The sequence below is a fragment of the Lysinibacillus sp. RC46 genome, assembly GCF_041262385.1.
In the GTDB taxonomy this organism is placed as follows: Bacteria; Bacillota; Bacilli; order Bacillales_A; family Planococcaceae; genus Lysinibacillus.
In genome coordinates, this window is record NZ_JBGCCF010000008.1 from 115,678 (window position 1) to 130,248 (window position 14,571).

Annotated in this window: 15 protein-coding genes; 11 read left to right on the top strand and 4 right to left on the bottom strand. The window is 34.5% G+C overall.

What is annotated here, in order from left to right; genetic code table 11:
• Window positions 1-63: 63 nt before the first annotated feature.
• Window positions 64-519 (top strand): phosphate-starvation-inducible protein PsiE, encoded by a 456-nt coding sequence (psiE, locus tag ABH966_RS09710; protein WP_370077847.1) that lies wholly within the window; start codon window positions 64-66, stop codon window positions 517-519.
• 19 nt (window positions 520-538) lie between these two features.
• On the opposite strand, the gene ABH966_RS09715 is transcribed toward psiE, so the two are convergent.
• A complete protein-coding gene (locus ABH966_RS09715) occupies window positions 539-1,795 on the bottom strand; it encodes a GNAT family N-acetyltransferase (RefSeq protein ID WP_370077849.1) in 1,257 nt (418 codons plus the stop codon).
• Between the two features lie 399 nt (window positions 1,796-2,194).
• On the opposite strand from ABH966_RS09715, the gene ABH966_RS09720 reads away from it, so the two are divergent.
• Together ABH966_RS09720 and ABH966_RS09725 are read left to right on the top strand one after the other, a co-directional pair.
• Window positions 2,195-3,202, top strand: coding sequence for a hypothetical protein (locus ABH966_RS09720; protein ID WP_370077851.1), 1,008 nt, complete (start codon window positions 2,195-2,197; stop codon window positions 3,200-3,202).
• A gap of 162 nt (window positions 3,203-3,364) precedes the next feature.
• Entirely contained in the window at window positions 3,365-4,501 is a 1,137-nt protein-coding gene (locus ABH966_RS09725) for a SpoIIE family protein phosphatase (RefSeq protein ID WP_370077853.1), read from the top strand.
• A 70-nt stretch (window positions 4,502-4,571) separates the two neighbouring features.
• Here ABH966_RS09725 and ABH966_RS09730 read toward each other — a convergent pair whose 3' ends face one another.
• Entirely contained in the window at window positions 4,572-5,411 is an 840-nt protein-coding gene (locus ABH966_RS09730) for a CheR family methyltransferase (RefSeq protein WP_370077855.1), read from the bottom strand.
• Between the two features lies 1 nt (window position 5,412).
• The gene (locus ABH966_RS09735) at window positions 5,413-8,151 is read right to left on the bottom strand and encodes an ATP-binding protein (protein WP_370077857.1); all 2,739 of its coding nucleotides are present in this window, start codon (window positions 8,149-8,151) and stop codon (window positions 5,413-5,415) included.
• Window positions 8,152-8,357: 206 nt separating this feature from the next.
• Between ABH966_RS09735 and ABH966_RS09740 the strand changes: the two genes are divergently transcribed.
• From ABH966_RS09740 to ABH966_RS09775, 8 genes are all read left to right on the top strand, one after another.
• Window positions 8,358-9,548: a M14 family metallopeptidase gene (locus tag ABH966_RS09740; protein WP_370077859.1), complete on the top strand. Its 1,191-nt coding sequence runs from the start codon at window positions 8,358-8,360 to the stop codon at window positions 9,546-9,548.
• A gap of 619 nt (window positions 9,549-10,167) precedes the next feature.
• Window positions 10,168-10,497 carry a PadR family transcriptional regulator gene (locus ABH966_RS09745; RefSeq protein WP_053482886.1) on the top strand — a complete coding sequence of 110 codons (330 nt, stop codon included), beginning with the start codon at window positions 10,168-10,170 and terminating at the stop codon, window positions 10,495-10,497.
• Window positions 10,494-10,901: a permease prefix domain 1-containing protein gene (locus ABH966_RS09750; protein WP_370077861.1), complete on the top strand. Its 408-nt coding sequence runs from the start codon at window positions 10,494-10,496 to the stop codon at window positions 10,899-10,901. The genes ABH966_RS09745 and ABH966_RS09750 overlap by 4 nt, the downstream gene beginning before the upstream one ends.
• A gap of 3 nt (window positions 10,902-10,904) precedes the next feature.
• Complete coding sequence (locus tag ABH966_RS09755) at window positions 10,905-11,564, top strand: hypothetical protein (protein ID WP_370077863.1); 660 nt, start codon at window positions 10,905-10,907, stop codon at window positions 11,562-11,564.
• 38 nt (window positions 11,565-11,602) lie between these two features.
• The gene (locus tag ABH966_RS09760) at window positions 11,603-12,634 is read left to right on the top strand and encodes an alpha/beta fold hydrolase (protein ID WP_370077865.1); all 1,032 of its coding nucleotides are present in this window, start codon (window positions 11,603-11,605) and stop codon (window positions 12,632-12,634) included.
• A gap of 186 nt (window positions 12,635-12,820) precedes the next feature.
• A complete protein-coding gene (locus tag ABH966_RS09765) occupies window positions 12,821-13,234 on the top strand; it encodes a MarR family transcriptional regulator (protein WP_370077867.1) in 414 nt (137 codons plus the stop codon).
• 162 nt (window positions 13,235-13,396) lie between these two features.
• Window positions 13,397-14,053: a hypothetical protein gene (locus ABH966_RS09770; protein WP_370077869.1), complete on the top strand. Its 657-nt coding sequence runs from the start codon at window positions 13,397-13,399 to the stop codon at window positions 14,051-14,053.
• Window positions 14,050-14,331, top strand: a complete 282-nt coding sequence (locus tag ABH966_RS09775; protein WP_370077871.1) for a hypothetical protein — start codon at window positions 14,050-14,052, stop codon at window positions 14,329-14,331. Before ABH966_RS09770 ends, ABH966_RS09775 begins: the two co-directional genes overlap by 4 nt.
• Here the strand turns inward: ABH966_RS09775 and ABH966_RS09780 are convergent.
• Entirely contained in the window at window positions 14,328-14,531 is a 204-nt protein-coding gene (locus tag ABH966_RS09780; protein ID WP_370077873.1) for a hypothetical protein, read from the bottom strand. The genes ABH966_RS09775 and ABH966_RS09780 overlap by 4 nt on opposite strands.
• Window positions 14,532-14,571: the final 40 nt, after the last annotated feature.

Consider the following 14,571-nt stretch of genomic DNA (forward strand, 5'->3'; position numbering starts at 1 on the left):
TGATTATGTGTTATTTAGTTATTCATATTCACTTAGAACGATTTATAAGATTGGAGGAATTCGATGAACCATAAGGACTCGACTTATTTACAATTAATAAAGGCTATACCGAAAACTTTACAATTGTTTCTAAATGTTTGCCTTGTACTTCTAGCGCTCATTTTATCCTTCTTACTTTGCAAAGAACTCATCCAATTTCTTAAAATTCTAATATTCAACAACGATGGCGGAGACTATAAGCTTTTCCTCGCTAATATTCTTATTTTCTTTTTGTATTTTGAATTTATCACTATGATTATTAAATATTTTAAAGAGAATTATCATTTTCCACTAAGGTACTTTATATATATAGGGATTACAGCTATGATTCGATTAATTATCGTGGAACATGATCATCCCATTAACACCTTAATTTATTCACTTATTATTTTAATATTAATTGTAAGCTATTTTATTATTAATATTACGCCGCTGGAACGACCTGTACGCTCATCACTCTTTATGAAAAAAGAACAATAGCTTTATACTATTAATCTTCCTAAAAAGCTGTGATGCAAGTTGGTTTATCAAGGACAAAGAAGAAATGATGCAATGACTGTACGTATTGTTCATCACTAATCTTCACCTTGCTAAGCATAAATAATTCTTGTACTGTCACAACTCCCATGACAAGAGAAGAAAGCTCTGCGATATCAATCACCATTTCCACATCATAGTTAGTACTATTAGAAATGTTTATATTACCATCGATAGCCTCAATAACAATTTGATGATTATTTTCAGCTAATAACGAATCTTTTACAATTAACTTAAAAGTTAATGTTTGACCATTAAAATTATTTGTTGTGAGTTCCTCAAAAAAACCTTGAACATTAATAATGCGATACATTAAGCCAACACCTGATACAGCACTTGCATGGTAGACACTTGGGATTAAATGATTTGTTCCATTTCGTACATCTCCTAAAAAGAAGTGAATATTTTCTTCCTGTGTGTTCCATTCTATACGGTTCACTTGATCCACCTGACTATTTAAAAATGTACTGAACTCTAATAGAGCCTCTGGTGTTTCATAGATCCATTCTTTAATGACTAGATTATTAAGTAAAAAATTCGTTTCACTTTGCTTATTAAAGGAGAATACCATATAACCTTGTATTGAATCTCCCTTTTCAACAGCAATAATATAGTTTTGCGGGTTTTTAAAAATTGATGAAAGCTCCGATTCTGTTTTTAAAAACATACCATGCTTCCTCGATGCAACTCTTCTATAGCAATCTGCTAATTTTTGCTGATCTTGCGCTGTTAAAAAAGTAAGATGTTTTTTTGTTGGCCCCTTCGGAAAGCTTGATGGTTCCACTGAATATTGATGCATTTTCGGTCCGTATCCAAAGCCCATTTTTTTATAAAAGTCAGGTCTAAACGGATATAACGCAACAAAATGAACATTTTTCTCTAAAAAAACCTTGAAAAAATGATCTATTAATTCTTTGGCAACCTTTTCTTTTTTACGGAGTAAGTCAACTGCAACTAGTCCTACTCCCCCTATTGGAATCATTTTAGAGAAGAAATTCATTTCAAAATCATGGAGTCGCATGCCACCAATTAGTTTGTTATCTTCCCATAGCCCATAATAATGAATAGCTGCGTCATTGTTTTGATTGCGTATAAAAAGTGCCTTTAGCTGCTCTTTTGTTAGCTGTAAACTCCCCATCCTTCCTGGATAAGCACCAACCACAATATCAACAAAATGTATAAAATCCTCTTCCTTCAATAATTTCTCAACGACTTTCATATACATCCCCATCCTACACTAAATTATTTTAAGGCACGCTCTTTTTATAATTTTTTTCACATTAATTCCAGCCCTTGATAATAACATATATTACCACATACAAATAGTACGCGGTGAGCTCCTTATTAGATGTATACAGAAAGGAAGTATGAAGCGGAACATTTAGTGCTTGTTGTTTTTGCATACAATGCTTTATAACTACACCCTTATTCAGCTTCTCAAGCAAGTCGGCAGTAACTGAATACATTATTCTCGTTGGCTCGCTGATTAGGGCATCAGGAAGTGATTATAAGTGGGATAGGACTAAAGGTAAAGCTCAGAAATACGATGTGTTGCGCACACATATGACTCAACTAAAAAGGAATGGACTGCATGAATTATTGAAGGGAGACGGAAAGAGTGAATCTGATTGATGCATATATTCATGAAGTAACTAAAAGGATAAGCAAAGATAAGCGTGATAAAACCAGTCTAGAACTAAAATCTACTATTGAAGATATGTTACCTGAAGATTATTCAGAATCAGATATAAAGGACGTTCTTAAAAAGCTTGGAAATCCCATAGAAGTTGCAGCAAAATATCAAGATACACCACGATTTTTAATCAGCCCAATAGTGTTTGACGCTTATATTAGAACAATAAAATTAGTTATTCCTTGGGCAATATTAATTACAATTATTGTACAGATGATAGAAAGTATTGTGCTTTATAACGGAGAAGGTGCACTCCTGACTGCTATTATTAACACTATTTCTATAACTATCTCTCATATTATTTCAGTAATCATTTACGTACTGTTCTGGATTACAGTTGCTTTCATTGTCATCGAACGATCTGAAGGAAAAAACGTTCGAATCCCTCTTATAAAGAATCATCCAGAATGGACACCGGATGATTTAGCAAAAGTTAAAATAATCCCTAAAGAAAAAACTATTTCACTTAATGATAATATTTTAAGTTTCTTAGGCATTGCTATTTTCTCCTTTGCCTTTTTCAATGCTAATCACCTTTTAGGAATCTATACTTCTCACAATAAAGGCGGGTTGAAATTTGTTATGCCTATATTCAATCAGGATGTCTTACTGACCTTCGCTCCAATCGTTTTATGTTGTATCGTTTTAAGTGTCGCTTTAACATTATGGAAATTGAAGGCTGGTCAATGGACAATGTTAATCGCCGTAACTAATGCACTTCTTCAATGTACAGGAGTCATTGTTTTTATCCTCATGGCTATTCACCCTGATCTTATACACAGTCCAGCCGTACCTTATATCGCTGCAATTATGGGGACGACCTCTGCTAAGATTTTGTTTGCTATAGATCGAATATTATTCATAAGCATTGCAATTGCCATCATCGCAAATGCATTTGATATTTATAATGGCTTTAAAAAAGCTAGAATTTGAAAAGAACTATAAGTTTTTGAGAGCTGACTCTTTTTTGTTGGCTCTTTACTTATTCATATTCTCCTTCAAAATACCGTTATTCTCTAATGTTTTGTATAATAATAAAGTTAATACATTCATAAATAATCTGCACTAATTCAAACAGAATAAGGGGAAATAACTATGACCATTCTTCTTGTAGATGACAATCAGGTCAATCTATTTGTAATTGAAAAAGTATTAAAAAATGCAGGTTATGATAACTGTGTTTCTCTAACATCTGCCTATGAGCTTTTTGATTATTTACAGTTAGATGCACCAAATTCAACAGGAAATTCGGTGGATTTGATTTTATTAGATATTATGATGCCTGAAATCGATGGCATTGAAGCTTGTAAACGTATTAAGCAAAATGAACGATTAAAAGATATTCAAATTATCTTTGTCACAGCTCTAGAAGATAAAAACACGCTCGCCGAAGCACTTGATATCGGTGGAGTAGATTATATTACGAAGCCCATTAATAAAACCGAGCTTCTTGCTAGAATTCGAGTTGCTTTACGATTGAAAGCTGAATTAGATTGGCATACTCAGCAAGAAAAAAAAATACAATACGAATTAGATTTAGCCACACACGTACAAAGAAGCCTTTTGAGCGCCCCTTTAAATGAGGCTACTATTCAAATAGAGGTCTCTTATCTTCCTTCTTCTAATTTAGCAGGGGATATGTATTATTGGCATAAAATAAATGATCATCGATATGCTATCATTTTGCTTGATATGATGGGACATGGGATCCCTGCAGCGCTTGTTTGTATGTTTATCTCCTCTGTCCTAAGAGAAGCTGTTAAACAATTAGAAGATCCTGAATTAGTTATAAAAGAGTTAAACCGTTATATGACACTTTTACAAAACGGAAAAGAGGACAATCTTTTTTATTTCACAGCTATTTATTTAGTGATAGATACAGAACAAAAAACCATTGAATATGTGAACGCTGGTCATCCTTCTGGCTATGCTCTAGTTGACGAAAAGACGCTCGTACATTTAAATCAAGGAAGCTGTGCAGTCGGCTTTTTCGATGAGATCAACGTACAAAAGCAATGCATTCAATACAATGAGGAAGTACAAATTATTTTATATACGGATGGTGTGTTAGAGGCAATGGGACCATGTGAAATGGAATCCGAGAAGCATTTACAAACACTAATATCTACGAAATGGGATAATTCTCGACGTCTGATTGACCATTTACTACCCATGGAAAAACAAGGGAATCAACCAGATGATATGTGTGTATTAATGATACAGGCACGTTAAACTACATAAAAAGTGGCTGTTGCCTAAGTCTCTACTGTGGAGAGACTTGGACAACAGCCTATTTTTTATCTTACTTTATCTTCTGATATATTTTTTCATTGCCTACGATTTCTTTATATTTTGAAATAATATCTTCAAATCGGAGTGTCTCTTTATCTCCTAAGCATAAAAATCCAGTATCACTTAGACTTTCGGAAAACAAATGATGCACCTGGTTTTGTAACTCAGGTGAAAAATAAATTAAAACATTTCGGCACATAATGACATGAAATTCATTAAACGATTGATCTGTTACTAAATTATGCTGTGCAAATATAATGTTTTTTAACAGTGACGGATGGAAATAAGCATTTTGATAATCTGTTTTATAGTATTCAGAAAAAGCATGGATGCCGCCTGCAAGCATATAGTTTTTCGTATATGCCTGCATTTTGTTAATCGGAAATACTCCTTTTTTTGCCTCTTCCAATACTTGTTCGTTCATATCCGTAGCGTAAATAACGGCTTGATCCATTAACCCTTCTTCCTGTAGCAAAATAGCCATGGAGTATACTTCCTCACCCGTGGCACATCCTGCATGCCATATCCGAATTTCAGGGTAATCTCTTAGATACGGTACAACTTCTTGGCGAAAAGCCTTAAAAAAACTAGGGTTACGGAACATTTCAGTCACATTTATAGAAAAATCATTCAATAGTTGCTCTAAAAAATCATTTTCGTGTATTACTTTTTCAAGTACATGAGAAATGGTTGGAATATTACTCATCCTCATCCTACTATAAACCCTTCGTAATATAGAAGAACGATTATATTGTCGAAAATCAAATCCCGATAAACGATAAATAGCCTCAAGTAACAAATCAATTTCTAAATCTGTATGCTTTTTTTGCTGCAAAGGAAATCGGTCCATTTTATAAACTCCCTTTAGAAACTAGCCATACTCTTAAAACGGATATTAATTGCTCTAAATTTAATGGCTTACTTATATAATCTGAAGCACCAGCCTCTAATGTTTTATCTCGGTCATTTTTCATGGCCTTCGCTGTTAAAGCGATAATCGGTAAATCCGTAATCTTCATTTGTTTGCGTATAATCGACATCGTTTCATAGCCATCCAAATTCGGCATCATAATATCCATCAGAATAAGATCAATTTCATCATTAGCTTGCATAATATCTAAACACTCTATCCCATCTTTGGCAACTAAGATATTCATACCTCGTTTTTCGAGTGCGTTTTTTAATGCATATATATTACGGTAATCATCGTCTACAATTAAAATATTTTTTCCTTGAAAAACTTCTACCTCTTGTTGAGAGAAGTCCTGAGTTTCCGATAGTACTTCCATTAGCTCTTCTAATTCATTAGTAGCCCCTACTTCATGAATAGCAAATTCATTACGTTTTTGCTCTTCGATGCCATTTGGCAAGCTTGGGATTGTTAGTGTGAATGTACTACCTTGCCCTTCACTACTTTGTAAAGAAATCCAGCCGCCAAGTAATCCCGCAAGCTCTTTACAAATGGACAAGCCAAGACCTGTTCCACCGTATTTACGTACTGTTGCCCCATCAGCCTGTTGGAATGATTCAAAAATAAGTTGATGCTTGTCCTTCGGAATCCCTATTCCTGTATCGGAAACTATGATCTCTAACCAGTCAGCACTAACATCCTGCATATTATTTGTTAACTGTTCTTCACTAAGCTGTTTAATGTCAAGATGAACTGAGCCTTGTTTTGTAAATTTAAAGGCATTTGATAATAAATTTTTCAATATTTGCTGGAATCTTTGTTCGTCAGTATAGAAAATATCGACTACATTTTCGTCTTTCGAAATATAGAATTGTAGATTTTTTTTCGTTGCTACAGGCGCAAAGGTTTGCTCGATTTGTACAGGAACCTCACTCATATTCATTTCATCAAAACTAATATCCAGCTTGCCTGCCTCTACTTTTGATAAATCTAAAATATCATTAATTAATGCCAGCAGATCTTCCCCTGAAGAATGGATAACCTTTGCAAATTCAGCTTCCTCTTCTGATAAAGTATTTTGGCTATTTTCAGCTAACATTTCAGATAAAATTAATATGCTATTCAGTGGCGTTCGTAATTCATGTGACATATTGGCTAAAAACTCAGATTTATAATTTGAATTTAGTAACAGCTGTTCCGCACTTTCCTCTAATTCTTTTTTAGCTTGTTCTAATTCTCTCGACTTTAACTCTGCCTCTTTTGTTCTTTCTTCCAATTGGTCATTAATCATTGTCAGTTCCTCTGTTTGCATCTGCAATTCTTCTGATTGTGTCTGAAGCTCTTCAGATTGTGCCTGTAATTCCTCTGTCATAGCTCTTGACTCGTTCAATAAACGGACAACTTCCATACGCCCTAGGACACTATTGATCGTTAATCCGAAGGTTTCGATAACTTGCTTCACTAATTCCTGCTGCAGTTCATTAAAGCTAGTTATTGTAGCTAATTCAACGACAGCGATTACGTTATTTTCAAATATAATAGGGACGATAAAAATACCCTTTGGTGGTATTTTCCCTAAACCAGTGCCTACTAAACGGAAATCTTCTGGAATATCGTTATAAATTAAAATCTTTTTTTCTAAAGCACATTGTCCAATTAAGCCTTGTCCCAGTTTAAAGCTCTCAATTCCAACGTTATCCGTTGCTTCCGCAAAAGCAGCCTTTTTTACAAACTGTATATGATTATCAGTAGTTTCACGAACATAAAATGCGCCAAGGGAAGACTGCGTTTTTTGCGCTATTTCTGAAAGGAAGGTTTCAGCTAATTTTGTTATAGCAGAAATACCTTGATATTTTGTGACAATTTCTGCGATATTCAACTGTAGCCATTCTCTTCTCTCAAGCGCATCCAACAACTCATTTGTAGCAGCTGCAAGAGCATTGATTTCATCATTTGTTCTAACATGAATTCGTCCTTTTTGATTACTCTTGGAAGCAGTGATTTCTTGGATTGTTCGAGTAACCTCTGTTAACGTTTTTACGATTGAACGAGAAATACCACTTGCAATGATAATCGCAACAACTGAGATAAATACAAGTATGCCAAGCAGTGTAAGTGTTACTATACTATTTTTTTTGTCCAACTCGTTTACTTTGGCTTGCATCGTTGCAATTACCTCTGAACGAAGTGATTCAAACTGATCTCGTACTGTTTCTATGTCTCTAGGACCTGTACCTACCTTATAGAGTTCCCCTAATGCCCCCACATTTTTTTCTTTTTTAAATTTAATGGAAGGTTCACCAAATGTTGTAATCCAATGCTCTATCGTTGCCTTTATCTCATTTAACTTCTGTTTTGTTGGTTTATTTTTTACAATCTGATAAAGTTCATTAAAATCAGATTCCCATTTTTCATCAGATTCATTATAAGACTCTAAATAGCTTGATTCACCTGAGATAACAAAACTCCTCTGGCTCGATTCCATATCTAAAATGTGCTTTTCAATGCGATTGGTTAAAGCATGTATATTTGAATCATTCTTGATAATATAATTTCTTTCTTTTTGTAGAGAGGTAATTTGATTATTTAAGATAATCACTGATGCAAGTAAACAAAGTATGATAACAATATAGCCTAACGTAATTTTAGTTCGTATACCTATTTTTAATTTATTTAACATTTGTTTTCCTACCTTTATCTGTCATAAACTCTATAACTAGTATCATTGTACATCAAAAAGTAACAAAGTTTCTTCCTCTTAAATTTAGACAATAATATCCTTCCGAGAAATACTTAACAAAATTTACTCATTTAAAGTTAATAAGTCCCCTATTTTTTTCATATACATTTTATATTGAACTACTTTAAATTAAGGAGAGAACAATTGTGGACATTTACGTAAGACTAGGGGATTCTCTTTGGCGTTTCAGTGAAGTGTTTAAAATACCTCTTCAACTAATTATAGATTCGAACCGAAATATCAATTCTCAACTTTTAAGGGTTGGACAGCGCATTCGAATTCCAGGGTTTGTTGCAGTCAATTATCAAGTAAAACAAGGAGATAGTTTTTGGCAAATAGCCCAAAGCAGAAATCTCCCATTAGGAGCCATTTTGCTTGTCAACCCTGATCTTAATCCAAATCAATTACACATTGGACAGACAATTCGCATTCCCCAACGAATCACATGGAGGCTCGTCAATGGTAAACAAAATTATTCTTATGCGATTATGATGAATGATATCAAAAAGCTACTCGATGCTTATCCATTTCTACAAAGCTCTACGATAGGACATTCTGTTTTACAGCATGAAATTCCAGAACTTCTTATCGGGAACGGAGCTAAGCGTGTCCATTATAACGGCTCCTTTCATGCGAATGAATGGATTACGACTCCAATTATTTTAACTTTTATAAACGACTATCTACTTTCTCTCACCAATCAAAGTACAATTCGCGGTTTATCTCCATTACCACTTTACCAGCAAACAACCCTTTCTATAGTTCCGATGGTCAATCCCGATGGTGTCGATTTAGTATTACAAGGGCCACCTAATGACGACGCATTAAGAAATCAGCTCATTACTTGGAATAACGGTAGCACCGATTTCTCAGGTTGGAAGGCTAATATAAATGGTGTCGATTTGAACGATCAGTTTCCTGCAAAATGGGAACTCGAACGTGCACGAAATCCAAAAACACCTGGACCAAGAGATTTTGGCGGACAACGACCTTTGTCCGAGCCTGAGGCCATTGCTATGGCTGACTTAACAAAGAAACGCGATTTTGCCAGAGTTCTCGCGTTTCATACACAAGGAAGAGTGATTTATTGGGGTTTCGAAAATCTCGAACCGCCAGAGTCAGAAATCCTTGTTAATGAGTTTAGCCGGGTCAGTGGCTATGAGCCTATTAATTCGGCAGGCAGTTATGCGGGCTATAAAGATTGGTTTATTCAGGATTGGCGTAGACCTGGCTTTACAGTTGAGTTAGGTAGTGGTACAAATCCACTTCCACTCAGCCAATTCGACGACATCTATGAAGAAACATTAGGTATATTCCTTGCAGCATTGTATATGTAATAAAAAGAGCCTAGAATTTGTGAAGTCGAAGTAACCATCACAATTCAATGCTAAATAAATATCCCCAATCCCCTTTTACTTCTGAAGTGAAAGGGGATTTTTTACCCTCTGATTGATTGCTTCTTGATAGTTCATCACCAAAAGTTGTGGATGACTTTTGTTAAAACGTCTACTATGTCAATAAGTTGATTGGAGTGGAGGCTGGGCGACTCCTTGGGGATTAGCGATAGAGGAACGAAGGCTAAAACCATCCTGTGATAACGCCTTCGTGACCAACCTCGGTGCTGCTGCCGCTACGTTAGCACTACGCTTTCGCGCAAAAAACATCTGTTGGCCCGAGACCCTGGAGCGAGCATCGCGAGTGAAGCGGCTCATCGGACGCCCCCAGGAAGCTCTGCTCTGCGCGAAAGCGAAGCGTCAGCGGCAAATGTTTTATCTGTGCGAAAGCGAAGCGTCAGCGGCAAAGCGCCCAGCCGGAACGGAAATCAACCACACGTTTTGATGATGATCCTTCTTAGCAGAAATATGGACGTATTTGGAAAAATTACTTTGACAGGTAGAGTAATGTTTGCTAATATTACTCTAACAGATAGAGCAATAAAAATTAAGTAGGTGACTTATGGTTCGAAGTGACATCATCCGCGGACACTTGGATTCCATTATTTTAAGGTTAATTTTAGAGAAAGACCGCTATGGTTATGAAATTTCTCAGGAAATAAGTATCCGCACAAATAATCGATTTCAAATTAAAGAAGCAACTTTATACGCAGTTTTTCAACGTCTAGAGAAAAAGGAAATTATTGAAGCCTATTATGGTGATGTTTCACATGGAGGCAAAAGAAAGTATTACCGTATTACCCCGTTAGGTAAAGCTTATTTAAATGAGCTAGTAAAAGAGTGGTCGGAAGTAAAAGAAATTATCGACTTATTTATGGAGGGCTTAGAATGAAAAAGATAAAAAATCATATTGATGAGCTTTTTAAAGACATTCCTCGTAATAAAGAAACAGAGATGGTGAAACAAGAAATCATTCAAAACCTTGAAGAAAAAGTATTTTATTTAATGGATCAAGGGAAAGAACAAGAGGATGCCATCAACAAAGCCATCGTGGAGTTTGGAGATATTGAGGATTTAAAAAAGGAATTAGGTGTTAAGGAGCCCGAAAAGAAAAACATGTCTAAATTAAATTTAGAATTCTCTATATGGGGTAGTGGTTTAATTATTGCATTTTTTATTTTTATTAATCTTTACTATACACCAAATACAATTTGGGCAATCTATCCAATCTTTGCAATATTATGGTGGCCATTATCTATGTACTTCGTTTGGTCACGTAAGAAATGGAGTGAATAAAACATGAAGAACTTTATTAGCTTTTCGATTGTAGGTAGTTTGATGACAATGATTTTTTTAGGAATCGTCAATTATACGACGTCACCTCAGGAGCTTTGGTTTATTTACCCGTGCTTACTTGTATTGCTATGGCCAATAACGTTATTCTTTATGTCTAAAAGAATGTATAAACAATATTCTCTTGTTTGTAGTGCCATGATTATTGCTTTTCTTATCATTGAAAATTACTTATATTCACCCGATTATATATGGTTCATTTATGCGATCTATCCAATCATCTGGTGGCCAATTCTTATGTATTTAGATGAAAAAGCAAAAACATTAAAAATTGCACTAATAGGCTGTGCAAGTACCATTATCTATTACTCCTTATTAAATATTATTTTATCCCATCCATACCCTTGGGCGATCTATCCATCATTTTTAGTAATTTGGTGGCCATTAGCTTTATACCACGCACAAAGAAAAACATTTGTAGCATTCTCTGTTACCGCTACAATTCTTATCAGTATCTTTTTTATTACAGTAAATATTGTCTCTTCACCAGGAGTAATATGGGCGTTTTATCCAATCTTTGTAGTCCTATGGTGGCCCCTTAGCATGTACTTTTATGTTTATAAAAGAAAAATGTACAATTCAACAACTACTCCTGAAAAAATCTAAAAATTTCGACTATATTTCACTTCCACAGAGGTAATTAGATGAAAAAGATAATGAAATTTATAAAATATACTGTAATAATTACAATCGTATTACTCATAACAGCGCTTTTATTCCCTACATGGACTTCCCATATTAAAGGTAATAACAGTGTAAGTGTATTAGAGCAAGTAAAGATAAATGGAAGTAATCATGAAGTTATGATACGTGGCAAAGATAAGGATAATCCCGTTATTATTTTTGTCCATGGAGGGCCTGGATGTTCAGAAATACCGTATGCCAGTAAGTATCAAAACTTATTGGAAAACAATTTTACGGTCGTGAATTACGACCAAAGAGCAAGCGGAAAATCATATCATTTTTTTGAGGATTATTCTAATCTTTCATCAGACTTACTCGTAGATGACTTATTGGCCTTGACGGATTATATATCAGATCGTCTTGGCAAAGAAAAAGTAATATTAATTGGACACTCTTATGGTACGTATATTGCAACGCAAGCTGCCTCTAAAGCTCCTGAAAAATTCACAGCATATGTTGGAATTGGACAGATGAGTGATCAAGCAGGAAGCGAGATTGACGGTTTGAATTACGTTATTCAGCAAGCTGAATACGATGGCAATGTAGAGGATGTTCTATATTTACAAGGGTTAACTGAACAAGTAGAAAATGGCGAGACGTTTATTCCACGGAAGTATATTGCAAAATATGGTGGAGCTTCAAGACTTATTGATAACCCTGATGGGAATATCATAAGTATGTTATTCAGTCGTGAGTATAACTTATTAGATGTGATTCGTTACAACTATGGGCTATCCTATTCTCAAAAAGCTCTATTAGATGAAGTAATGAAAAACCCATTACCTACTAAAGTAAAAAAACTTGAATTACCATGCTATTTTGTTATGGGTAAATATGATTATCAAACTTCATCTAACACAGCAAAAAAATACTTTGATACGATTGAAGCCGATAAAAAAGAATTTATTGCTTTTGAACAATCAGCTCATTATCCACAATTTGAAGAGAAGGAAAAATTTTATGAATGGATGTGCGATACGTTTGTGAAATAATTGGCTCTTCACCAAAACATGGGGTTGATTTCCTTCCAACTGAGTGCTTTCATGGGAGCGCCCGATGAGTCGCTTCTGTGTTTTACAATGACAAGAAATCAATTCTCTTAAGGATATCGATAGTAGCTCACATTATTTATTTACTATATAATTTAGTTATTAAATATTTTAATGGGCTGTGATACTATGTCAAAAAATGATCAATTGCACAATGTGGAAATCATTATGAAAGAGATGTTTGAAATACAGCATACATCGAAAATGTTTGTAAATCTTTTATCTGAGGGAGAATCATTATCTCAAAATCAACTAATCCTCCTACTTCAGCTAAAGATTAATGGTGGTATGAAAGCAACAGAAATTGCTGAATTCTTTAGTGTGACACCAGGAGCCGTTACATCGATGTGCGATAAGCTGGAAAAATTAGAATTGGTAGAGCGAATTAGAGAGCAAGAAGATCGTCGTGTTGTAAAAATGATTTTAACTAATAACGGCGAATTGAAGGTTCAAGATTTATTTTTAAAGTTTCCACAGGAAAAACTGATAGACATGGCAAAAATATTGCGTGAGGTTAATCAGTTAATGAAAAAAATTTTTTAGGATTTCATAAAATTGAAGTCCTTTTTTTATTGCCCAGAAAATACATAAAAAGCTCATGGCAAATTTTTTGTTCTTGACAAAACAAAGTGACATATACTTTAATTAATATATATTTTAATTATTAAAATATATATTAATTAAATTAACATGAGGTGATTATCCGTGATTCAAAAACTACGTACAGTAACCCTTACTAATGGCAATATTACAGATTTAGCAGCGGATTGTGAGCAATTAAATATCCGTGGATTCGTTACTTTACATCAAGAGGTACGCGTAAAAAAAATCTCTACTCATGGTCATAGTTCTTTTCATTCCCACGTTGAAGCACAAATTTTAAATAGTACAGGATCATGCTCTATAAAAGATTTTTGTGAAATTAATGAGATTAAAAATGCCGGGAGCTTAAATATGCGCAATGGGCGAGTAACAAAATTGAATAGTTCTGGGAAGTTGACCATTGAACAAAACTTACAAGCAGAACAGTTTCATGCAATCGGTCTTGTTCAAGCGAATGAAATAGAGGCTAAACATTTTCAATTAAAAATGTCTGGTGGAAATGAGATTGGAAAGCTTATTGCAGATGTGATACATGTAGAAAAAGACACGTTATCTATATCTTTTCTAAAGAAAAAGCTGAATTGTAAATATATTAAAGGTGAACAAATACATCTTTCCTATACAGATGCAGAAATCGTTGATGGAGATATTGTAGCAGTAGGCGATAATTGTCATATACAAACACTTTATTATACAAAAAGCTATTCGATTGCTAAAAACGCCAAGGTGCAGCAAATTATACGGAGGGAAAAGGAATGACATTCATAAAAATCATTCAAGGCTTTTTTTGCTCATTAGCCCTTCTCGTATTATCTATCCTCTATGCAGGGCTAGTCTTAAGCGCATTACTATCAATAGTAGCCGGCATTTTGCGAACATTCGGCTTGGAACAAATACAAATGAGCATTTGGAACGGTGTTGAGCTTCCGATCGCTTTCAGCATTCCTCTAGCACTCTTGGTTTCTTTGTTGCTGTTCTTTTGTTCAATGTATATCAAACACTCTATCCAATTTTGTTTTTCCAAGCTTAAATTTTAAAATAAGAAACACACCTTTTGTTTGATAATAAAAGGTGTGTTTCTTATTTGTTTAATAATCATTAATTGTACGCGAGGGTCTAATTCATCTCCCAAAAATGGAGCTCCCTCAAACTTTTCAAATTCCTCAATTGCTATCTCTTCAACAATTGCTTGTTGTTGTTCTTCATTAAGAGTCGAATATTCGCGGATATACTTCATTAGTATTTCTCATCATGCTGTCCATTCAACTATTTTCATT

Excerpts from the sequence above, each read along its gene's own strand:
- ABH966_RS09730 (WP_370077855.1), bottom strand. The coding sequence starts at position 5,411 with ATGGACCGATTTCCTTTGCAGCAAAAAAAGCATACAGATTTAGAAATT.
- ABH966_RS09765 (WP_370077867.1), top strand. The coding sequence starts at position 12,821 with ATGTCAAAAAATGATCAATTGCACAATGTGGAAATCATTATGAAAGAG.
- ABH966_RS09760 (WP_370077865.1), top strand. The coding sequence starts at position 11,603 with ATGAAAAAGATAATGAAATTTATAAAATATACTGTAATAATTACAATC.
- ABH966_RS09780 (WP_370077873.1), bottom strand. The coding sequence starts at position 14,531 with ATGAAGTATATCCGCGAATATTCGACTCTTAATGAAGAACAACAACAA.
- ABH966_RS09725 (WP_370077853.1), top strand. The coding sequence starts at position 3,365 with ATGACCATTCTTCTTGTAGATGACAATCAGGTCAATCTATTTGTAATT.
- psiE (WP_370077847.1), top strand. The coding sequence starts at position 64 with ATGAACCATAAGGACTCGACTTATTTACAATTAATAAAGGCTATACCG.
- ABH966_RS09745 (WP_053482886.1), top strand. The coding sequence starts at position 10,168 with ATGGTTCGAAGTGACATCATCCGCGGACACTTGGATTCCATTATTTTA.
- ABH966_RS09750 (WP_370077861.1), top strand. The coding sequence starts at position 10,494 with ATGAAAAAGATAAAAAATCATATTGATGAGCTTTTTAAAGACATTCCT.
- ABH966_RS09775 (WP_370077871.1), top strand. The coding sequence starts at position 14,050 with ATGACATTCATAAAAATCATTCAAGGCTTTTTTTGCTCATTAGCCCTT.
- ABH966_RS09755 (WP_370077863.1), top strand. The coding sequence starts at position 10,905 with ATGAAGAACTTTATTAGCTTTTCGATTGTAGGTAGTTTGATGACAATG.
- ABH966_RS09735 (WP_370077857.1), bottom strand. The coding sequence starts at position 8,151 with ATGTTAAATAAATTAAAAATAGGTATACGAACTAAAATTACGTTAGGC.
- ABH966_RS09715 (WP_370077849.1), bottom strand. The coding sequence starts at position 1,795 with ATGAAAGTCGTTGAGAAATTATTGAAGGAAGAGGATTTTATACATTTT.